This is a genomic window from Sodalinema gerasimenkoae IPPAS B-353 (genome assembly GCF_009846485.1).
In the GTDB taxonomy this organism is placed as follows: Bacteria; Cyanobacteriota; Cyanobacteriia; order Cyanobacteriales; family Geitlerinemataceae; genus Sodalinema; species Sodalinema gerasimenkoae.
Window position 1 is genome coordinate 4,827,165 of the sequence record NZ_ML776472.1, and the last position, 22,991, is coordinate 4,850,155.

15 protein-coding genes are annotated in these 22,991 nt (G+C 52.4%); 3 read left to right on the plus strand and 12 right to left on the minus strand.

All coding sequences use genetic code 11. The features are described 5' to 3' along the window. Position 1 precedes the first annotated feature (1 nt). A complete protein-coding gene (locus L855_RS20970) occupies positions 2–1,840 on the minus strand; it encodes a tetratricopeptide repeat protein (RefSeq protein WP_159790852.1) in 1,839 nt (612 codons plus the stop codon). 207 nt (positions 1,841–2,047) lie between these two features. Here L855_RS20970 and L855_RS20975 point away from each other — a divergent pair, with 207 nt between their 5' ends. After that, entirely contained in the window at positions 2,048–3,988 is a 1,941-nt protein-coding gene (locus L855_RS20975) for a glycosyltransferase 61 family protein (protein ID WP_159790853.1), read from the plus strand. A gap of 295 nt (positions 3,989–4,283) precedes the next feature. Here the strand turns inward: L855_RS20975 and L855_RS20980 are convergent, their stop codons facing one another. Both L855_RS20980 and L855_RS20985 read right to left on the minus strand, forming a co-directional pair. Beyond that, complete coding sequence (locus L855_RS20980; RefSeq protein WP_159790854.1) at positions 4,284–5,420, minus strand: class I SAM-dependent methyltransferase; 1,137 nt, start codon at positions 5,418–5,420, stop codon at positions 4,284–4,286. 129 nt (positions 5,421–5,549) lie between these two features. Then, positions 5,550–6,080, minus strand: coding sequence for a DUF4330 domain-containing protein (locus L855_RS20985; protein WP_159790855.1), 531 nt, complete (start codon positions 6,078–6,080; stop codon positions 5,550–5,552). Between the two features lie 194 nt (positions 6,081–6,274). Here L855_RS20985 and L855_RS20990 point away from each other — a divergent pair, with 194 nt between their 5' ends. Further along, a complete protein-coding gene (locus tag L855_RS20990) occupies positions 6,275–7,120 on the plus strand; it encodes a M48 family metallopeptidase (RefSeq protein ID WP_159790856.1) in 846 nt (281 codons plus the stop codon). 64 nt (positions 7,121–7,184) lie between these two features. Here the strand turns inward: L855_RS20990 and L855_RS20995 are convergent, their stop codons facing one another. The 9 genes from L855_RS20995 to fbp all read right to left on the minus strand — a co-directional run bounded on the left by L855_RS20995 (position 7,185) and on the right by fbp (position 19,068). Next, positions 7,185–7,967, minus strand: a complete 783-nt coding sequence (locus L855_RS20995) for a DUF1868 domain-containing protein (RefSeq protein ID WP_159790857.1) — start codon at positions 7,965–7,967, stop codon at positions 7,185–7,187. 113 nt (positions 7,968–8,080) lie between these two features. After that, a complete protein-coding gene (locus tag L855_RS21000; RefSeq protein ID WP_159790858.1) occupies positions 8,081–9,172 on the minus strand; it encodes a glycosyltransferase in 1,092 nt (363 codons plus the stop codon). Beyond that, positions 9,165–9,317 carry a hypothetical protein gene (locus tag L855_RS21280; protein ID WP_192925055.1) on the minus strand — a complete coding sequence of 51 codons (153 nt, stop codon included), beginning with the start codon at positions 9,315–9,317 and terminating at the stop codon, positions 9,165–9,167. Before L855_RS21280 ends, L855_RS21000 begins: the two co-directional genes overlap by 8 nt. 57 nt (positions 9,318–9,374) lie before the next feature. Further along, the gene (locus L855_RS21005; protein ID WP_159790859.1) at positions 9,375–10,634 is read right to left on the minus strand and encodes a lipid-A-disaccharide synthase-related protein; all 1,260 of its coding nucleotides are present in this window, start codon (positions 10,632–10,634) and stop codon (positions 9,375–9,377) included. Between the two features lie 169 nt (positions 10,635–10,803). Continuing rightward, positions 10,804–12,987, minus strand: coding sequence for a caspase family protein (locus L855_RS21010; protein WP_159790860.1), 2,184 nt, complete (start codon positions 12,985–12,987; stop codon positions 10,804–10,806). Between the two features lie 195 nt (positions 12,988–13,182). Continuing rightward, entirely contained in the window at positions 13,183–14,358 is a 1,176-nt protein-coding gene (gene sat / locus L855_RS21015) for a sulfate adenylyltransferase (protein WP_159790861.1), read from the minus strand. 558 nt (positions 14,359–14,916) lie between these two features. After that, complete coding sequence (gene opcA / locus L855_RS21020; protein ID WP_159790862.1) at positions 14,917–16,251, minus strand: glucose-6-phosphate dehydrogenase assembly protein OpcA; 1,335 nt, start codon at positions 16,249–16,251, stop codon at positions 14,917–14,919. 117 nt (positions 16,252–16,368) lie between these two features. Then, positions 16,369–17,898: a glucose-6-phosphate dehydrogenase gene (zwf, locus tag L855_RS21025; protein ID WP_159790863.1), complete on the minus strand. Its 1,530-nt coding sequence runs from the start codon at positions 17,896–17,898 to the stop codon at positions 16,369–16,371. A gap of 123 nt (positions 17,899–18,021) precedes the next feature. Continuing rightward, positions 18,022–19,068, minus strand: coding sequence for a class 1 fructose-bisphosphatase (gene fbp / locus L855_RS21030; protein ID WP_159790864.1), 1,047 nt, complete (start codon positions 19,066–19,068; stop codon positions 18,022–18,024). A gap of 295 nt (positions 19,069–19,363) precedes the next feature. On the opposite strand from fbp, the gene L855_RS21035 reads away from it, so the two are divergent. After that, a complete protein-coding gene (locus tag L855_RS21035; protein ID WP_159790865.1) occupies positions 19,364–22,963 on the plus strand; it encodes a helicase domain-containing protein in 3,600 nt (1,199 codons plus the stop codon). Positions 22,964–22,991 lie beyond the last annotated feature (28 nt).

Genomic DNA, 22,991 nt, shown 5'->3' on the forward strand with positions numbered 1-22,991 from the left:
CTTACTCTGTCCCCTCTGAGAGTTCCGGTTTTCCTTCTTTTTCCAGACTTTTCAACACCGCCGCACGTCGTTGGCGTAGGCTTTCATCCCCAGGACTAAGTTTCTCGGCGATCGCATAGGAGCGCAACGCTTCATGAGTGCGTTTGAGTTTTTCCAACACCTCACAGCGGCGTAACCAGGCCTCATAATTCCCCGGTTGTAGTTGAATAGCGCGATCATAAGTTGCCAAAGCATCGGGATAGCGTTGTAACCGAGAGAGGACATTGCCCCGTTTCAACCACAACGGCAAATGATCCACCCATAACGCCAACGCCAAATCATACACCGACAGGGCCTCATCATACCGTTGCAGTCTTTCTAAACAGGCCCCCTGTTTCAAGCGGGCCGACATTTGCATCGGCTGAACCCCCTGAGCTTCGGCATAGGCCTGAATCGCCTCCTTGGGCCGTTTAAGCTGTTCTAAGGCTTCCCCCTTCTTGAGCCAGGCCCGATAGACCCACATATCCAGGGGTAGGGCCACCTGGATCACCTTGTCATAGGCGGCGATCGCCGTCTCATAGCGTTTCAGATTCGCCAACACCTCACCGCGATAGTACCAAGCCTCCGCATAGTGGGGTTCGATCTGAATCGCATTATCAAAGGCCACGATCGCATCGGCATCGCGATTGAGATGATAGAGAATCTTACCGCGACCGAGCCAACTGGGGGCTAAATCCGGGTTGAGGTGAGTGGAATGATCATAGGCCTCCAAGGCTTGGGGATACTGTTGCGTTTCATATAACGCCACCCCTTTGCCGTACCAAGCATAGGCCGATTGGGGGTGTAACTCCAGGGCCCGATCAAAACAGGCGATCGCCGCCTCTCCCCATTGATGTCGCATGGCCATTCCCTTGAGAATCCAGGCCTCCACCTGATTGGGATCTTGTCCCAGGGCCCGATCATAGGCGGCGATCGCCTCCGTATAGCGTTGCAAAGCCTCCAAAAGTCGTCCCCGTTGCAGCCAGAACTCTAGCCGTTCCGGTTGCTGTTGTAACACCCGTTCCAAAGACAGTAACGCCGCCTCATGGTCTTGACTGCGTTCCTGAGCATCGGCAAGTTTCAGCCACAGCGTCCAATCCTGAGGTGCAAAGTGAGTCGCATTGCCATAGGCGATCGCCGCATCGGGGAACTGACGCCGCTGGGCCAACAAATCCCCATAGCGACACCAGGCCGGGAGTAGATCCGTCTTACAGCGTGTAGCTCGATCGTAGGCTTCGATCGCCCCTTGCAGATTTCCCTGAGCCTCAAAGGCCAGAGCCTGATAGTACCAGGGTTCATAGCGAGTCTCATCTAAACCACTGGCTCGTTGCAGAGCGGCGATCGCCTCATCATACCGCTGCTGTTGCAACAGCAGCCGTCCCCGCAACAACCACACCCAAAGGTCATTGGCATTGAGGGCCAGGGCCCGATCATAGGCGGCGATCGCCTCCGGGACACGATTGAGTTTAGCCAGGGCCTGTCCAGAACGCACCCAAGCGGGACGAAACTGAGGATTCAGGGCCAAGGCCGCCTCATAGCAACCCAAGGCCTGTTCATATTGCTGAGACTGATACCAGCGATTCCCCTTTTTATAGTCAGGAGAGATGCCAAACCAACGCGATGAACTCGCGATAAACCACTGCTTCACCCGTTCCGGGAGAGCCATCTCTGGCGGTTGGCTCACAGCAGCGGCCGGCGGCGGTGTCGGCTGACTAGGAGTCGCCGGAGCGGAACTCGCTTCAGGCGTTGGATCAGGGGACGGATCCCGAGACGCTTCCGTGGTGCTGTTCGCGGACTGATCGAAGTCAGCGGGATTAGTCATGGGTGAATAGACGCTGCGTCTGAGGGCGACAGGACAACAGCAACAGGAGGCCTGTTGTCTAATTGCACTCAATTATAGATCTGGTTTCGGCAACCGTTGAATTTGCGGTGGGGCGATCGCTAAGATCACTTTCCAAGGCTCAAACTCTCAGACTACACTATCGAGAGCCTATTTTTTCCTTGTCCCCGACCTTGCCATCTGTCTGTGATGACCCTTGCGAATCAGCCCCACTTTGTCCCGATTCTCACCGCTCCCACTGACCCGGAGGGCTATGAACAGCTTCTGGAGGTGTTTAACACTTGCCAAAACCATCAAGCCGCCCTTAACGCTGGCTTAAAAGCCATTGAGTATGGAAGTCAAAGCCCTCCACTGTTCTATCAGGTGGCTCTCCTTTATCAAACTCTCGATCAGCTAGAGCTAGCACACCAGTACTATCAAACCTGTTTGTCTCTGGATACTCACTATGCTCCAGCTTTATACAATCTTTCTTTTTTGTGCTTCCACAATAAGCAGCCCGTTGAAGCATTAGAGTATCATGAACGTCTGAGACAAATAAATCCTGAATTTGCTACTTCTGCTTTTTATGATCCCCTAGGGAAGCACTTTCTTGAATCCGGGTCTTACTCGTATGCTCTTACCTGTTTCTTGGCGAGCTTAGACCTTAATCCGACTCCAAGTTCTGCCGTAAATAGCGGGATTACTTACCGAAAGTTGGGTGAATACGAGCGGGCTATTGAATACTATAAAATTGCCCTTTCTCTGGATTCAGAATCGAGTTGGGCGACCTTCAGCTTGGGGAACGTTTATTATGATTTAAACCGTTTTCCTGAGGCAATGACTTACTATGACAAAGCGCGTCATCTCTATCCTAGTCGGGTCGAGGCTCATATTCAATATGCCTGGGCGGCTGCAAAGCTGCAACAGTATGACATCGCCATCCAGGCGGCGTTGGATGCCCTACTTTATTGTCAGAGCCATCGCAAAATCTATAAATTGCTCGCTCATATCTTTGAGCAAAAAGGACATTCTAATTGGGTTACACCCTGTTTAGAAGGTCAGCTTCCTAGCCATTTTGATAAGCAACTGCAAGAAAAAAATGCCCAACGTTGGTACCCTTTAAATTCTAACTATAAATATCATTGGCATTCCCTCCATCCTGCTCAAGTGTGGGATGTGCCCTATCCCAAGACAATCGAATCCGAAATTCATCCCTGCTTTTTGACCCGTCGTCGCTATTTAGCAGAAACCTTTGTGGTTCAAATTCCCAACGGACGAGCCTATTATCGATTTGACCCCAGTGTCGCCACATCCGACAATCAATCGATTCCAGCCGTATCTTGTACCCGAGCGGTTGAGAATCCAGATAAATTACCGTCTTTACAAGATTTGGGCGATCGCGCCATCTTTATTCCCCAGCGTTTTAGCAATAACTACTACCATTGGACCTTTGATACTCTACCCCGACTGGCCCTTATACAACAAGCGGGATTTGAGATTCACCCGAGCGCTCGCATCGTGGTGAATGCTCCCATTCATCCCTTCCATCAACAAAGTTTAGCCCAACTGAACCTGAGCCAAGAACAGCTGCTTTTTAGCAACTGCTGTCATATTACCGCCAAGGAACTACTCGTTCCCAGCCTGTTGGGGGATAGCTATAGCACCCCAACCCCTTGGATGTGTCAATTTCTGCGAGACAGCTTTCAACCGCACCCCCTCCCCCAGCCTCGGCGACGACTCTATCTGCGTCGAGGAAATACCAACTATCGACAAGTTCTCAACGAAGAGGCCGTCATTCGCCTGTTGGAGAACTATGGATTTGAAGCCATTTCCCCCGGAAGTCTCTCCTTCCCCGAACAAGTCGCCACCCTAGCGGCGGCGGAGGTGGTTGTGGCCCCCCATGGAGCGGGGAATACCAATCTCGTCTATTGTCCTCCCGGAACGGCGGTGATTGAAATCTTTTCACCGGAGTATGTGGTGGACTTTTACTGGCTACTCAGTCAGGCGGCTCAATTGGATTATGGCTATCTGCTGGGGGAAGATTTAGCCAATCTGCCCCAGTTCCAGGATAAACGCAACTATTTTGGCCGGCATTGTCACGATATTTGGGTTGATTTGGAGAAATTACGAGCCACTCTGGAAATGATATAGCAAAAATTGGTCTGAATAGGACAAAAAACTGGGGAAAAGAAGGCAATAGGCAACAGGCAATAGGCAATAGGTGGGGAAGTCTTTCCCAACTCAGAGTCCTAAGTCAATCTTCGATTGCTATAGCTCACATCCAGTAAAATCCCATATATGACTGTGATTTGCTGCCAACTCCAGCAACTGGTGGCAACTCTCTTACGGCTGGCACTTTGAAAGTTTGGGAGGCAGAGCCTCCGGGGGAACGTGCCACGGCCGCAGCCATGACACGAGAGGTTAGAGAGGTTAGAGAGGTTGCACTCTAAGAGCGTTCCATTAACACCCAATACAACTGAGTCGGGGGCTTCTTCTCAATCGGGAACAAGTTACGCCCAGAACACCAACCCTCATACCAGGGAGTGGGAGGCCAGGATGAGCCTTGATAATGCTGTTTCTCATACTCCAACGCCGCCTCGACAGTGAGCATTTTTAACGGTAAGCCCTCAATGGATTGCCGTAACTCCGCTGGAGTGAAGATGGAGGAGAAGGATACCTCCCCTAACTCCCGTACCAAATCCGTCGGTTCATAGCCCCCTTCCGTTAAAAATAGACTCACCAGTAACTTCCCTCCCGTCATGAGAGCATCCGACATTTTGCCGAAAAACAGGCGTAACTCTTGGGCATCTCGGAAATGGGAAATCACCTCAGAGGAAACCACATAGTGATAGTAGTAAGGCTGCATCCGTACGAGGGGATCTAAGACATTGCCGATCGCCACTTCGATGGGTAAATTCTCCGGTTTGGCAGCTTGCACCAGTTTCTCGGCAAACACCGGCGTGAGTTCGAGAGCATGAACCGGATGACCACGGCGAGCTAGGGGTAAACTATTGCGTCCGGGGCCCGCTCCTACGTCTAACACCCGTACCTGACTCGCTTCCCCCAAGGAGGCGGCGACATCCATGACTTTGAAATCTGGTTCACTGCCAAATAGGGGATCTGGACGGGTTTTGGGCCAAGTGGTGTACTTATCGCTCAAGGACTCGGAAATCACCTTCGTCTGAATCGAAACTCCCCCTAGCAGGCCCACTTCAGGCTTCGCGGGGACACACATCATCACCAGGCGGGAATGGGGAGATGCCTTAAACCCTTCTCTCAACTTCTGCCCGAGAAACTCTCTCAACTTCTGTTGCTCTTCGGGAGTTCCCGGCTTGCCAAGTACGGCACAGTAGTCTTGCAGCAGTTTCAATGCCTGATCCACCATCGAGGGCATACAGGGCACCGAAAACTCCGCCTTGGCAACGGTGTATTTGCGAGTATTTTGGGTAACAATTTTGTCGAGATAGTCTCGATCGGTGATGGGACTGTTGCCATCTTTGGAGTTGTTGCTGGGGGGTTGGGGAGGCGGTTGAACAGGGTTGACCGGTTGAATGGGGGTGATGGTGGTGGGATCGACTGCCATGAGGAAAACTACTCGGTATCGTGGATAATGGGGACAAGTGAACGCTTAACAGGTTCTATCGGGTAGAGGATGGTGTGAACCACCCTGGAAATGGCTCTATCCTAGCGGTCGTTGGTACAGTTGACTAGACTAAGGATCTAGGTTGACGTTGATGACGCTACCATTGAAGTTATACAGAGTTCCTTCTAACTCAACGGGGGTGCCAATTTTTAGTTTGCTGTTGCCTAAGACGGGGCCGCTGTCCGTCATGCGAGCATTCCCGGCCAGGGTTAGCATCAGATTCACACTATAGAGTTCTTCTGATCGCGGATCTTCTAAGGCGGCGACGGTTCCATCGGGTTGGGGAATCGCCAGGGTGCGGGGGAGTCGCTCTACGTTGAGAATATCGATTTTACCGTGGGGCTGGTTACGGATGATAATGTTGGTTTCTCCTTCGTCGCGGAGTTTTTCAACAAAGTCATTGGCGTCGAAGACGCTTAAGCCACGGACGATAACCGTCACTTCCACGGGGCGAGTATTGAGGTTCACCTGAGCCACTGAGCCTCCGGTTCCTGGAACCAGAAACACGGCCACGAAGACCGAAAAAATAATGGCGATCGCCCCAATGTCGAGAAGGCTAATCTTCCCAAATAGACGACCCTTTGAGTCCAAGAGTTTCATGTTGTTGCAAATCCAATGTGGGTTAAAACTCAACTTCAGAGCCTAGCACAATGGCTCCCCCCATCGTGGAACCAGAGGGGAGGTTAGACTCTGCTGGCCCCCCTTGATGAACTTTTTTGGGGGCGATCGCGTCTAAATTCCAGGTAGGGGTGTCTCCATTCCCCCTGCCGTGATTGATTAGCGAGTATCTCCTCATGTCTTGGTTTTCTAAGGTTTTGTCTGGCCGACTCCGTCACCTCCTCTATGGAACCCTCTCCCTGGTGACGGCTGTTTCGGTGATTGTTGTCTCCTCACCCGTAAGCTACGGCTTTTCTCTGTTTGATATCCTCCCCAGTGTGGTTGAGGTGATTCAGATTTCCTCAATGTCCGATGAACAGGAGGTGGCCCTGGGCCGGCAAATTAATGATCGCCTGGTCCGAGATGTGCGAGTCTACAATAATCGCCAAGTGAATGACTATGTCAATGCCATTGGCCAACGGCTGGTGGGGGTGAGCAGTCGCCCCAGTTTACCCTTTACCTTCCAAGTGGTGGAGGATGATAATATTAACGCCTTTGCCACCCTCGGCGGCTTTGTCTATGTCAATACGGGACTGATTCGTCGGGCCGATAACGAGGCGGAATTGGCGGGGGTGATTGCCCATGAAATCGCCCATGTGACGGAAAAACACGTCTTGGCTCGGTTACGTCAAGCGGCGATCGCCCAGGGGGTTCTCAATGCCACCGGCGTCGATCCTGATGTCTTGGTGAATATCGCCTATGAATTGGTGATTAATCGCCCCAACAGCCGCAGTGCCGAATATGAAGCTGATGAGGTGGGACTACAACTTCTACTGGCGGGGAATTACGCCCCAGTGGGCATGGTGAACTTCTTTGAACGACTCCTCAGTAGCGGTGGGGGTTTACCGCAATTCCTCAATACCCACCCCGATACCCGTAACCGTGTCGCTCGTCTGCGGCAAAACATTGACCCTTCCCGCGCGGCTTCGGGCCATGGCTTGGACGCTCAGGCCTATCGCCAACAGATTCAACCTCTCCTGTAGAGACTCAATTACCACAGGATAAACCCTTGACAAAAAGTTTATCCTGTGGTAGTTGGATTAGATGCTATAAACTCAAGACCGGGAAATCGGGCGATCGCTCATAACGGGTCATATCTGTAAACTTGCGTAACTCAGCTCGTTTGACCCAAAAGGGTGGAGCAGCGGCCATAGCGTCCTGAGCACAACCATCGAGGAACTGAGCCAAGGCCGGACAATCGAGAGGCTCGGTGGTGCTGCCGAAATAGCCTAAGGTGACATGAGCCGTGAGATTATACTGTTGCTCAATGCCCAACTCCATTAAGGCGCGACTTTGATAGAGAGCGCGACGGAGGGCAATAATGCGATCATAGGCCGCCTCATTGCGGGGATTGAGCGTGACGGCGATCGCCCGTGGCATCACTACCAAACCGCTCATCTGCCATTGCGGAGATTGAGGACTGCTGAGGCTAGGTTGAATCTGCTCAAAAATCTCCCCAATACACTGTTGCAGCTTGTGATCAAACTGAGGATCGTAGCAGGCTTCCTCATAGGCCCCATCCCAAATTAGATCCGCCAGCGTCACATGAAAACTCTCCGGGGGAACCACCGCAAACAGACTGGCCCCAAGACGTTGTGCGATGCGACGTTGACAATCGGCCATCACCTGATAGAACTCAGCATTCGCTCGATCCTCCCTTCCCGGCGGCGTGATAATGCTATAACCGGGAAAAGACACAGGGTGGCGTTGGCCATCCTCTGCGGGCCTGAACTTCGGTGACTCCACAATATGTTCGAGCTTACTGCCATGAGTGGCCGGAGTCGTCAGATGAGCAATGCGCTCTAAATAGTCTTGATAGGTATTATCCAAGGTCAGTATTCAATGAACGTTAACAGTTAATCGTTGATAGCAATCCAACAGTTTTTTATCCCATCGTCTCATACAGGCGATTGGCCGATTGCGGGTTCATGCCCCATTATTTATTAATGGCATAGTTCCTGAGTTGGAGAAGATTGGGACAGCCATTGTTCCAGGCGATCGCCCATCGCCGCGAGGGAATACTCCGCCTCCGCTTGTTGACGACAAGCCAAACGGCTTAACTGGGGGAGTTTCTCAATCCCGGCCACCAAACCCGCCACAGAATCGGGGTCTACCAACCAACCCGTTTCCCCATCACGGATAATCTCAGCGGGGCCCCCACGACGATAGGACACCACGGGAACCCCACAGGCGAGGGCCTCAATCGCCACATTGCCAAAGGCTTCGACCCATTTCGAGGTCATCACCAGGCCTCGACATTGCCCTAAAGCCGTCTGTAAGGCCTCCGTGGGCAAAAATCCCCCATAGGTAACCTTCGCCTGGGGATAACGTTGGCGAATCTCATCCCAATAATCAGGACATTGCATCACCCCCCAAACTGTCATTTCGTCGCCAGTTTCACCAATGGCCGCCACAGCATCCTCTAACCCTTTTTCGGGAGCGATTCGCCCCACCCAGGCTAACGGAGTTCCGGGGCGATCGCAGAAATCATAGAGCGATAAATCCAAACCACTGGGGATATAGAGGCCCTGATGGTCATCTAAGCCAAAGGTTGCCGCTTGCGTGCGGGTATAAAAGGTGACTCGTTGCGGGTGGGACTGGACCGCTTTCTGCACCACCTCATCCATCCCATCATTCAAAGACCCCATACTAACAAAATGGAAGATGGGAATCTCAAAAAAGGGAGTTAGGAAAAAGGGGAGCCAATCATAGGCAAAATTAACGATGGCATCAAACTGAGACTGACGTTGTCGGGCCGTCTCACACATGGCCGCCAACACCGACTGAGGGGGGAGGGTAATGGGGGTTTGTCGTCCCTGACTTTGGGCCGTATCCTGTAAGGCCCCAGGTAGGGTATCGATGGCTAACGGGGGTAACTTGGACCCTTGCGGGGCCAACACCGTGAGGGAGTACCCCCGTTGTTCTAAAACCTGGGCCATATTAAACAGAGTTAACTCCACCCCTCCCCCTAAGCCTGTTCCCAAGGGGCCGACGGGGGTAGACAGGACCAATAGCTTGTGGGGAGTCTTAGCCATACCAACCCATCAGTGTCGAGAGATCCTGAGGTGCGGGAAGCATCTCCCCTCGGAAGTCGAGGAGTTGAACTAAGACGAGATAGGCGATCGCCAACAACAGGGAAATGGCCCCGGTGACGATGGCAACAACTTTAGAGCGGTCCATAGGGTACTCAGGAGCTTCAGAGGGACAGAATTCGGGGTCAGACTCAGGCTGGAGCGATTATTCAACCCCAAACAACAATTGTAGGACATCCTTGGCAATCCGTTCCCCAGCACCAGGGAGTCCCAGACGACGACGACCATTTTCGGCGATAAGTTGATGCCAATCGGGATCTTGCAGTAACCGCTGCACGATCCCGGCTACCTGTTCGGGCCCTGCAACCCGAATCAGGGATTGTCCCAACAGACGACCTTGGGCCTCAGCAAAGGCGGCGGTATATTGGGGCCCCTCTCCAGGAAAGGCGATGGCCGGTTTCCCCAACCCCACAAATTGCTCCGTGGCGGTTCCCGCTAAGGCAATGGCTAAATCCGCTTGGCGTAAACAGTCCGCAAAGGCATTTTGACTCAGGGCCAGGAGTCCCTGATTAAAGCTAAAGCGTTGGGCCTGATCATCGTTGACCCCTGACACCTCTTTTGTTGTTGCTTGCCAACCATAGGCATCCAGGGCCCGCACAAAGGGGTCGAGATCTAAACCGGGGGCGATCGCCGCCAGAACCGTCAAAGGTCGATCAATCTGAGACCGTTGCACCCCATCCACGGCTCGTAAAAGTTGTTCCCAGTTACGATGAGCTTCGGGAACCCGAGAACCAGGTAAGAGGAGAATAGTTAACGGACGACCCTGTTCCCCCTCAGGAACAACGGGTTTGGCCTGCAACCCATCCATCATCGGGTTTCCCAGGTTATAGGCCCGAATCCCCATCTCTTGCAGTCGTTCCGTGGTTAACCCATCCCGAGGAAACACCGCCTGACAGCGTTTTGAGCGCATCAAGGCCCGTTCCCAGGGCAAATAGACGCAACCAGACCAACTCTCTAATTTCTCAAACCAACTACGTCGTTGCAGGGGGCCAATTTCATCCCGCAGATAATACTCAGACTTAGCCGTTCCCACAAAACAATAGGGGGCCCCACTCAACCAAGCCAGTAACAGGGGCACAATATCCCCCACGGCGAGAATTTTACCCCCCTGTTTCCCCCATTTTCGCACCACTCGCCATTGGGCCCAGGTTAAGCCCAACAGTCCCCCACGCACATCCCGCCAAAGTTCCCGGCCATCCATATAGACAAAGCCTCCAGACGGCATCGCTTTCACGGGGCCGACAATCGGCACCTCGGGCAATTGTTGATAGGCCCGTCCTTCCCCCACCAGAGGTAAGGCGGCCAATTCCGGGGCCTGAGAATGCTGTTGTAGCGGCTGCAAAATCCGCACGGCGATCGCATCCTCGCCATGACCATTACTTAAACACAGAAGTTTTTCACCCATAACCCGATTTTGTGGAAATCAATAGAATGATAGAGGGAACAGGGAACAGGGAACAGGAAATAGATCCCCCCTCCCCATCCTCCGTGTCCTCCGTGACTCTGTGGTTTCCCTCTTGCCTCTTGCCTTTTGCCTCTTGCCTCTTGCCTCTTGCCTCTTGCCTTCTTCCCCCCTAAACCACCCGATAGACAAAATTCAACGTCGTCCAAACATCCATATCCAACGCATAGACATCGCTGGGGAAGGCCTCGGGATCGGTTTTGCGCAGACTGGCCCGATGCAAATCACTAAGAATCGCTTGAGCCACCTTTAAGGGAGTCTCCAGGGGAGTGAGACTGCGGGGATTGCGGGGGGAGTTTTGCCGGGCCGCGAGGAGGGTTAGGGCCTGACCGAAGGGGCGATCGCAACAGATGAGTTTCATCGATACCGTCCCAATCGGTCGTCCCACGGACCAGGTTTCCGCTTCCGTCCAGGGAAGTACGATGGACTCGCCGGGATTGAGGGGGGGTTGTTGCAGGGTGGGAGGATTGCCGTCGGTCACCGTTTCATAGGGATAGAACCCTACGGCCCGACCACTACTATCGAGGCCAAACAGGAGATAATAGACCGGGCGATCGCCGAGGTTCTCTAGTTTATATTGCACTTGACTGCCTGCGGGAATGTCGAGGGTTCCCTCCACCCCCGTCAGAGGACGTACCCCCTTGGCCCGGCGGGCCCGACGAGTCTGCCGTTGTAGGACTACAGATTGCTCTGAGTCGAGGACACTTAAGGTTCCCCGGACTCCCAACCGCGAGGCCCCTTCATTGAGAGTCAGAGTGAGCCATTTTGCCGCCAGGAGGGCTTGCAGTTGGGGAACGAGGCGCTGGACGGATTTTTTGATGGCTTCATCGTCTTCGCCGATACTATTGGGGATGAGTTCCCGGCCGACGGAAAATAGGCCATAGGTTCCCTGGTCTTTGGGAAGTTGCACTAAATCCGTGGAGTAGGTTTGAGCAATCGTCGCTCGACGGACGCGGCCAAAAACGCAATCGGCGGGTTGTTCCCCGGCTAAGACGGAGTTGACATCACGAATCCCGGAAAAGGCACTGGTGGCATCGACTCGTTCAATGCGTTCTAGGCGACTATCGAGGGCTACCGTCAGCGGCAGGCTGCGCGGTAAGATTCGCACGGACTCTCGTAATAGTCGCCCTGGTGCAATCTCACTGGCCTGGCTTTCAGGACTGCCCCAGAGTTGGGCCGCGGCATTGAGGCCCGAGCGCGATCGCACTTGAAGTTTAACCTCACCCTGGGGCGGTGTACCGGGTTCGGGTAACACGGAAAATACTGATCCGCTTCCATAGCGATTGAGGACGGTGACGGGTAAGCCCCCTAACCAGAGTTTAAAGGGATCGTTGCCCGATTCTCGTGCCAAAATAACTCCGTCGGCCCCTAAGGCGGCGAGTTGGGGGACGAGGGGAGGGGGGAGTTCTGCGGGGAGATCACAACGTTCTAGACCGCTGCGGCAAATGGTCGGGGTTTGTTCGGCCCCGGCAAAGGTCTCGACGAGTTGTTCGGTGCGGGTGAGGAGATTGGTGAGGGAGGCTTCTGGAGAGAGCCACCAGAGTTGTTGCGTGAGGGCATAGGTTAGGAGTCCACAACTAAATCCCTGCCATTGACTTTCGGTGGCAACCTGTGGCAGGGAGGCGGCGGAGATGACCCAACCGGGTGTGTCTCGTTTCAGGTTGGCTTTGAGGTTACCCCGTCGTTGCTCTTGAAATTGCCGGTGTTTGTTGTCGAGTTGGGCAACGGTGGGACTGGGGCGCGATCGCACTCTCAGATTGCCCAGTAGGGGAGTTCCGGGATAGGTGTAGCTGGTATCGAGAACGGTGATGATTTTGGGGGTGGGGAGCGATCGCAGCAGTAACCAGAGGCTGCTGAGGGGTAAATCTAAGCCATCGGCCATGACTAAACTGGGTTCGACGGCTTCGGACTCTGGGGAGGGCTGCACCTGGGAGCCATAGCCACTAAAATGGAGCCAGACCACATCGCTACTGCTGAGATCGGCAAAATGGCCTTGGAAGGTTTCTAGGAATTGGCCTCGGGTGGCTTGGTCATCGGTGAGGGTCAGTATATCCTCGGACCTAAAGCCAAAGCGATGCCGTAGAACCTGTTTTTGCAGGGCAACATCGGTTACGGCCCCGTTCAAGTCGCTCCCGGTGGCATCGGGATAACGGTTAATGCCAAGGAGTAAGGCCCGTTTCTTGACCAGGGGATCGGCAATGGCAGCCTGCCAGGGGAGATCTCTGAAGACGAACCCCGTAGCTGTTGTCGCAGCCAACAGCCAGGCGGATTGTTCTAGAAAACCCCGTCGTTTCATAATGATTGCGTAGGATAGTTACTCGTTAACAGTTAAGTCGTAATGATGAACGCAGCAGGCAAATTAAACAGGACATTTAAAACGATTCAATCCCCGACAATACAGATGTTTCCGGGTCATCAACTGTCAACTTAAATCTGAGGATGGGGGAACAGTCCACAATGGTCCTGTTCCCAACCGTGACCGTTAACGTCACTACTCGTGCATGGCTTTCGCCAGTTCCGCCGCCACTTCCGGACGGGAGAACTCTGGCGGGGGCAATTCACCCCGTCGCAACATCTCCCGGACTTTGGTTCCTGAGAGGTGAATCCGCTCTTGCGAGGTGCTGGGACTGGTTTTAGAGGTGGCCATGGTTCCGCTGCGGGTGCAGTAGAAGGCGTGCTCGAACTTCATGGGGGTAATCCCGAGTTCTCCCGGCTCAAACTCCTCAAAAATTTCTTGAGCGTCGTAGGTTCCATAGTAATCCCCGACTCCGGCGTGGTCTCGTCCCACGATGAAGTGAGTGCAGCCGTAATTTTTGCGGACGAGGGCGTGGAAGATGGCTTCCCGAGGGCCGGCGTAGCGCATGGCCGCGGGGTTGATGGCCATCATGACGCGATCGCGGGGGAAGTATTTATCGAGCATGATTTCATAGCAACGCATCCGCACATCAGCGGGGATGTCATCGCTCTTGGTGGCGCCGACCAAGGGATGTAGAAACAGGCCATCGACGGTTTCTAAGGCACATTTTTGGATATATTCATGGGCCCGGTGGATGGGGTTGCGGGTTTGGAAGCCGACCACGGTTTTCCAGCCTTTTTCCACAAACATTTGCCGGGAGACCGCTGGATCGATTTGGTAGTTGGGGAACAGAGGATGAGGATCTCGCTCTAACATCCAGACGGAACCGGCTAAGTTGACCGGTCCTTGTTCATAGACAACTGCCACGCCGGGATGTTTGTCTTCGTTGGTGCGATAGACTTGGAGGGCTTCTTGCTGTTTGTCGTAGTGATATTTCTGGGTCAGCTCCAGAACCCCCACGAAGCGCCCAGTTTTGTCATCGAGGCGGACGCGATCGCCCTCCTTGAGGGAGTTGGCGACCTCTTCACTGACGCTGAGGGTAATGGGAACTGACCAGGGCAAGCCATTGGCCAGGCGCATGTCCTGGACCACCCGTTGATAATCGGCTTCTTCCATAAAGCCGGTCAGGGGACTAAAGCCACCAATGGCAATTAGGGCTAAGTCTGAAAAGGTGCGATCGTCCATCGTCACCCGAGGTAGGCGATCGGCTTGGTCCAGAAACTCCTGTTTCTGTTCAGCCGTGGCCAGGCGATTAATCAGAGTGCCACCATGGGCGGCAATGGTTTCTTGAGATTGAGTGGCTACAGTCACGTTGGAGACGGGATTAAGAGTTAGCTGTACGGGGTACAATCGTCTCCAAGTTTAGCCCTAGATGGGGTCAACGACCAAATTTTCCCCCGTTCCCAGCCGATGGGATGTTTGATAATCAAAACTAATCACAAGTTGGTAATTGGTTTTAATCTTTAAAATTTTACGGATTTTACAAAACTTCAAAATTCATTCCCTAATAGGAATCTTTATTGATAAAAAACGAGTTTGACAGGGTTTCACGGATTTGCTATGATTTTCACAATGTCCTTGGTCTGTGCAAAATTCGGGAAATTGATACAGTCCAGACCCAAACTGAAGTGATACGGTTGCTTCAAAAGCCGCGACCTCCAACGGAGAAAAGCCTGAGGGAATCAGACATCCAAGCCATGTCACCTCTAGCAATTTAAAAGGAATAGCCCCGAGGTATCCGTTGCCAGATGAGGAGAACGTCCTCGCTCTCGGGGCCGTAAATTTTGCTCACGATGGGGTTTGTTCTTTACACAACGTTACCTAAAAATCGAGTAGGATTGACAAAATTCCCAGCTTGTGGCAGGGAAATCAAGAGGCTAAGCCTAACAGTTGTGCGGTAACCGCGAGACTTTCCTCATACAGCACATCATGTCCCCAGCGTTGAAGTTGCTGAGCCATTAAGGCCTCGGCCTTCTGATCAGATAACGCCGTGACCTGTTCCGTGCGACAGGATTGGGCACTTCCCCCGGCTTCCATCCGCATACAGCCGGTGGTTTCTGAACAGAGAATCGTGCAACAGTCCGCCTCTGGATTAGACGAATTGAGGCGCAGAGCCACCAAATCGCCGGGAATTTCTCCCATATCCGCCACCGGAACCCCCGCTAACTCCGCTAGAATTTCACGATCGCACTCTCCCTGGAACTTGATATGAGTAATATCGTAATCTCCCGACTCCACTACATAAGAGGTGGGAGTCCAGCCGAGGCGACTGGCAAACCAGCCTAGGAACAGTAACGCCTGAGAGTCATTGCCCTTCTCATAGTCAATGGTGATGCTGTCGATTTCCCCCAGGGACATCCGCCGTTCCGGGGGATCGAAGGCCGCCGCCGTTAACTCTTGCCAGGGGGAGAGTCGATGCCAATTCAAATCCGCAATATAGATTTCCTGCTCCACCAACTGCTGCATTTTCAGCAATTCCGAGCGCGGATCACTGAAATAGCTCGAATCCACCACCGTACAGTTACTCGACGTGGCCAACTCTTGGAACAACTCCTGTTCCGGGTTCGGGGTGGCCTTCCACCAGACAAAACGGGGTAACTCAGGAACCATCAACGAGGTGACCAAACTCCCCACCCGATTGAGGGCTTCCTTCGTACCGCGCAGGGTGATGTACTCGCAACAGACCAACTTAGAACTCTGACGCTGCAAGGGACAATAGGCCGAGACTTGAGCCGTGACTCCCTTGTCTTCAATACCAAAGGTGGGACAGATGGTAATAATACGACAGGGATTGGCAGCGGCGATCGCCTCACTAATCTGAAAGCCTCGGGCATCCAAATTCTCGTACTCCTGTTGGTCCGGGGAGAGTTTGGCGAACTCCTCCCGTAACTTACTCAAGGTGGGAGGATTCACATGACCCGTAATCTTGAGGCCGTAGTGTTTCTGAGCCGCCTCAATGGCCTGACGGGCATCTTCTCCGTTGACCCCATCAATGGGCCCCTCATAGAACCCCAAACCGGCCAATAACTGCTGAAACTCCTCCGGTTCATAGACCACCATACTAAAGGTTGAAGCGCGGCTGGCCAGGGGAACTCCTTGGCCCTTACTTTGTCCCAACCAGATTTGGCTAAGTTCGGCTTCAATCTCTCCCAAGGAAATATCTTTGGGTTTCTGTAAGGCCACAACTGGTGTGCTAGTACTCATAATCAATCTTCTCCCTAAACTCTAAGAACAACTCAACACAAACACAACTCAAGACAACGCCTTCTCGTCTATGATGACGCAACAGGATCGTTGGGGTCGCAAATTTCCTCAATCTCGTTACAACCGTCGCCAGCGACGATTATCCCGGTTCAGCAGCAGTTCCGCCTCCACCGGTTCCCAGGTTCCCGCCTCATAGAGTGGAATCGACTCTGGTGGTGCAGGTGCATCCCAGACTTCCAACACCGGCGTTAACACCCGCCAAGAGGCTTCCACCTCATCGCCACGGGTAAATAGGGTTTGGTCACCCAACATACAGTCAATCAACAAGCGGCTGTAGGCATCGGTACTGGGTTTGCCAAAGGCCGCATCGTAACGGAAATCCATATTCACCGATCGCGTCCGCAGGGAAGTTCCCGGGGTTTTCACCTCGAAGCGCATACTAATGCCTTCATTAGGCTGAATCCGCATCACCAAGACATTGGGATTGGCTTGCTTGGCAGCGGATTGGAACATCAAAAAGGGCACATCCTTAAACTGGATGGCAATTTCTGAGACTTTCTTGGGCATTCGTTTTCCGGTTCGCAGATAGAACGGAACCCCTTTCCAGCGCCAGTTATCAATACTCAATTTTAAGGCCGCATAGGTGGGGGTTGTCGATTCAGGGTCGGCCCCGTCTTCATCCCGATAACTGGGAATGGCCTTCCCATCCATCCAACCGTTGGTATATTGCCCCCGTACCGCCGCATTCTCCAGATGTTCCGTATCCGCTAGACGGGTGGCCTGAACCACTTTGACTTTCTCGTTGCGGATACTATCGGCATCGAGGGAGTTGGGGGCCTCCATGGCCGTGAGGCTAAACAACTGCATTAAATGGTTTTGCACCATATCCCGCAGGGCCCCAGCGGTTTCATAATAGCCGGCCCGTCCTTCGAGTCCCACCCGTTCAGCTACGGTAATCTGCACATGATCCACAAATTGCCGATTCCAGAGGGGTTCAAAAATGGCATTGGCAAAGCGAAACACGAGAAGGTTCTGGACGGTTTCTTTGCCGAGATAATGGTCAATGCGATAAACTTGGCGCTCATCACATACCGATTGCACCACCTGGTTAAGCATTTGGGCCGAGGCCAAATCTCGCCCAAAGGGTTTTTCAATCACCAGCCGTTGCTTGGTTGGGTCCGCCAACATCCCCGCTTCCCCAAGTTGTTGGGTGGCTTCCCCAAAGAAGCGCGGGGCCACGGAGAGATAGAAGACTCGATTTCCCCGAGTTCCCCGTTTTTCATCGAGTTCGCTGAGGAAGGCTTTGAGGTCTTGATAGTCTTGGGGATTGTCGATGTTGCCGGGACAATAAAACAGTCCTTGGGCAAAACTGTTCCAAATCTCGTCAGACTGCAAGCCGCCGCCAAATTCATCCACGCCTTGACGACAATGATTGCGGAAATAGTCATGACTCCATTCCCGCCGCGAGACTCCCACGATAGTGAGTTCCGGGGGAAGACGACGTTCTAGGTGCATTTGATAGATAGCAGGAACCAGCTTGCGCTGGGTTAAATCCCCTGATGCACCGAAGATAATCAGAATCTGGGGTTCAGGAATGCGATCTTGTTGCAGACCAATGCGCAGGGGATTGTCTTGGATAGCGACCATAGAAGCTTTGACCGTGATGATGGGTAGGGTGATAGTGCTTAGTTGACAATTGTCGAGTCCGGCTTGTCAACTCCCATGATTGGGGAAGATTCAGGGTTTCCTGACTTTGGGAAATCGCCGGGGCTAGTGGCGATCGCCCCGCGTTCCTTCTTGGATAAACGACTCGACTAGGGCCACGTCTTCGGGACTACCAATCACCAGAGGGGTTCGCTGGTGGAGTTTCTCGGGAACCACATCCATAATTTTTTCGAGTCCGGTGCTGGCCCGTCCTCCGGCTTGTTCCATGAGGAAGGCCAATGGGGCAGACTCATAGAGAAGCCGTAATTTTCCTTCGGGTTTCTTCACGGTTCCGGGATAGAGGAAGACGCCGCCTTGCAGCAAGATGCGGTGGAAGTCCCCCACGAGAGCGCCACTGTAGCGTCCGGTATAGCCTTCATGACGGTGGACGTAGCGGATGTAATCCCGGATGGAGTCTTCCCATTGCCAGAAGTTGCCTTCATTGGCGCTATAGACGGAACCATGTTCGGGAACTTGGATATTTTCTTGCCAGAGGATAAATTCTCCGAGGCTGGGGTCGAGAGTGAAGGAGTGAACGCCGGTCCCGATGGAGTAGACTAAGACAGTACTCGGGCCATAGAGGATATAGCCGGCGGCCAGTTGTTTGTGCCCCGATTGCAGTAGGTCAAGGGCCTCTCCGGTTTCGTCGTCACCTTCTTGTTGACGGATGGCGAAGATTGACCCCACGTTAAGATTGGCATCAATGTTCGAAGACCCGTCAATGGGGTCATAGACGAGGGTATATCGGCCAATGGGGCAGTTTTCGGGGATGTAGTAGGGTTTTTCCATCTCCTCGGAGGCCAGGCGACAGACGAGGCCACTTTGTTTGAAGACGGAGATAAAGACTTCGTTGGCGTAGACGTCCATCTTCTTCACGTCTTCCCCCTGGACGTTTTCCCCCCCAGCAAAGCCCAACACGCCATCCATGAGTCCGGCTTGGCTGAGACGACGGGCGGTCAGTTTCCCCGCTAGGGCGATGCGGTTCATGAGGGTACTGAGATCCTGGGCCTCGGGGGAGAAGCTTTGTAGTTGTTCCAGGACATGGCGCGACAGGGTGGTACAGTCGCGGTCTAGGGCCCCTTGGGGCATCTCGAAGGGTTCTGCGGGTGTCATAGGGTATTGATGTTGGGATCGTTCGGCAAGTTCAACCTCTCCCGAGGGTCGAAGAGTGGGGATGGCGATCGCCCTCGGTCGGTCTAGTCCTATCTTAAAACCACTTCTGGCGATCGCACCCCTTTCCTTCGGGACTATAGATTTTCTTTAGATTAAAATCCGATTCATCTTTCATATAATGAGGGGTTAAGGAGTTTCCGGATTGGAGTCTTTTCCCCCCAACCTCTCACCCCACCCCCTCGTTTCTCTCTAGACTAATCTCCTAAACCTGTCCAACTGTCGAGATGCTGCTGCCATGTTTGTTTATATTAGCCCAAGTTGCGAAACTGAAGCTAGAAACTACAATAAACTCGATAAATTAACGAGTCTCAAAGCCTCGATTCAGTGCGATGGCATTACCGCCATCCAAAGTCATTTTGATTGGAATTATCCTTATCTCAAGCATCGCTTCGACAACCTACGTCTGATTGGCAAAATCCAAAAAATTGGTAATGATCGGGTTTTCTGCTTTTTGAAAATCTTCCGACGGGGCCAACCCGATTATGAGCATCGCTTCCTGGATAATCCCGACCAATATGGCAGCAGTCACTTTAGACTCAATATCCCCGATATCGAGGGTGAGATTCAACATCAAAAAGAGGACTTAACCGCTGAACAACAGCCGAAATATCTTCCAGAACATTTAAAAGCATGGCTGCAAAAACCCAGTTTATTGATAGATAGCCAGGGAGGAGCAATCTATGAAACTCGCATCTGGGTTGAACAATTTAAGACCAACGAAATTGACCATCATTGGCAAACCTATCATGAGTTAGTTTACGGAGTGATTGAACGAGACTCGAATGCAGCACTTCAAGAACAGCCAACACCTTATGAAGGGCTATGGTTGTGTTACCATAAAACTCGCCAAAAAGCCATTCTTTTTTCTCGAATTGAAGCGGCTGATAGTCCTGGGCATTTGGCAATTCTGCTGATTTCTCCCTTTGACAAACGTCCAAGTTCACAAGATATTCAAAATATCGGAGAATCTCTGAATTTATATGGCCCTGGATTAGAGAATCGCCTCACCCATTCCTTCTCCCGCGACGATATCGCCCAATATTCTCTACGCTATTATCCTCATTATTTACTGTTTGATGACGAGATTTGGCATGAAATCGAGCGAGAAGAGGAAGGAAATTTTGCCCTATCCTCAGAAGAAGAGAAGATTCTCGAAACGAAAAAACTGCCAATCTTCATCAATGGCCGGGCGGGAAGTGGCAAATCCACCATGTTGTTTTATTTGTTTGCCTATTACTGCCAAAAATACATTGATATCCGTGAACATAACCCGAATCTTCCAGATACGCTGTTAAGGTTTCATCCTCTCTTTATCACTTACAATAAACGCTTGCTTCAATCGGCGTGTCAGGGGGTTCGCAAACTCCTGAGTCACCATCATCATTTTGCCGACAAATCCATTGAGATTGATTTTGAGACGTTTTTTACGCCCTTTCAGGATTTTCTCTTGAAGCAATTAGATAGCGAAACTTCGGGACGATTTGACTCCGATAAGCATATCTCCTTTTATCAATTTGAACGAGCCTATCAATCCTCCTTTCCGGGGCAGCGATCTCCGGCAGAATGCTGGCATATTATTCGCGCTTTTATTAAGGGCTATAATTTAGAAGATATGGTGGCTGAGGACTATTCTGATATTCCTCGGGGAGAACGTACGGTTCTAGAAGAAAGCTTTCGATTTGTCTGCGATCGCGTCTATCCCTGGTATAAGAGATACTTGGAATCAAATCACTATTGGGATGATCAAGACTTGATTCGAGCCGTTTTAAAAAAAGGTAAAATCAGCCAAAAATATAGCGCCCTTGTCTTTGATGAAGCCCAAGATTTCACCAAATTAGAACTGCGGCTATTGGTGCAACTTTCCATTTTTACCGATTACGAACTCTATGCCCCCGTGGAGAGTTTACCCTTCGCCTTCGCCGGAGATCCTCTGCAAACCCTCAATCCCACCGGCTTTCGCTGGAAAAGTGTGCGGGCGACCTTTTATGAACAAGTGATTGCCAGTTTAGATCCCGATCGCCATCTGAGGATTGAGATGACCTTCCATGAACTGGAATCTAACTATCGTTCCTTGGGGGCGATCGTGCGTCTGACTAACCTGATTCTTCTCTGGCGCTATTTATTTTTCAACAGCCATCAACTCACCCTACAAGTCCCTTGGCAACCGGGAGACGGCATCCCCCCACAAAAATTCATTCTCTCCGAGAACCTACAAGCCGCCCAATTTCGGGAACAATGCCAAAATGACCCCATCATTCTCATTCCCTGTGAAGAAGGGGGAGAATTGAACTATCTGCAACAGGATGAACTGCTGCGGGATCTCTTTCCCGAAATTCAGCAAGGCAAACTCCCCAAAAATATCTTAAGTGCCAGTCAAGCCAAGGGATTGGAGTTTCCCTTCGTCATTCTCTACAACTTCGGAGAAGAACTCGCCCAAGGACAAACGAATCTCAACAAACTCTATCGCGCTCAAGAACGCAACTTAGAACTAGAGTATTTCTTCAATAAACTCTATGTGGCGGCCAGTCGGCCTACCAAAGCCTTAGTGATTTTAGACTCTCCCGCCGGGGATCAGGCCCTGTGGCGATTTGCCGATCGCCAAGGCCGCGATCGCGCCATCAACGCCAGCCCACTCGAAGCCAAAGATGCGGCCCAAATTAGCTTTTTGCCCAGAGGGGAGAGTTTCGCCATCTTTAACCAGGACAATCGCCTCGAACAAGCCAAACAGTTTTGGGAAAACGGCTTAAGTCAAGAAAATCCCGGATTTCTCTATCGTGCCGCTGACTTCTACCGTTCTCTGAATAAGTACGAGGAGGCGAAGATGTCTCAGGCTTGGGCCTTGAAATTTGAACGACAATTTCAGGCGGCTGGAGAAGGTTTTTTAGCCTTAAATCAGCCTGAGGAGGCCCGCAGTTGTTTTTGGCAAGGGTTATGTTGGCCGCAACTGTGGGATTGGTATCAACAGCATTCGGGTTCTGCCATAGACAGGGCGATCGCAGAATTTATGGTAAGCCAACCCGCCTCACTCACCCAACTGCGAGAGTTTAGCCAACAGCTAGACAACCACATCGGCCAGGCCCAACGCCATTACACCGAAAAACCCTGGCGCGTCACCATTGAGGCCTACCGAGATACCATCCAAGAATTTCTCAACGCCAAAGAAACCCTAACCCCCCAGGAATGGCATCAGTACGGCGATTCCTTGGAACGACTGGCCCAGGCGAAATATCCCCAATTGTTGTCTAGCGCCGGTTCCTGTTTTTACGCCGCCCAAACCCCAGAAAATCGCCGTCGCGCCCTGGACTGTTGGGAGGCCTGCGGCGATATCCAACATCGGGATTATTATTTAGCCAAAGCCCAACAGGTGGGATTTCCTGAGGGGATTCCCTATCTGCGGGACGCCGAGGCCCCTAAACAGATTATCGAGATTTGGGAAGAGGCCGGGAAACCGGGGAAAGCCAACTGGCTGAAACAACTCGATGGAATCCGTTGGGCCTTGGAACTCGAACAGCGATGGGATGATTTGGTGCAGTATCTCCTACAGGCCCGTCGTTGGTTGGATGCGATCGCCAGTCTCGATCGCTGCCAAGGCCCCGACTGTCACGCCCTCACCTGGGACGTGGTGCGTCAACTGGCCACCTCCAACCTCACCCCCGACGACACCCGCCCCCAACGTCGTCGTTATGTGGAGTTTCTCAACCGGGTAATTGAGGATGAAACCTGGCCCCGCCATCTCACCCCAGCGGAAGTGGGGGCAAGTTTTGAACGAGTGGGGGAGTGGGTTCCCTGTCTCAGCTTTTATGAACAGTTAAGCGGAAGTGGGGGCAAGTTTTGAACGAGTGGGGGAGTGGGTTCCCTGTCTC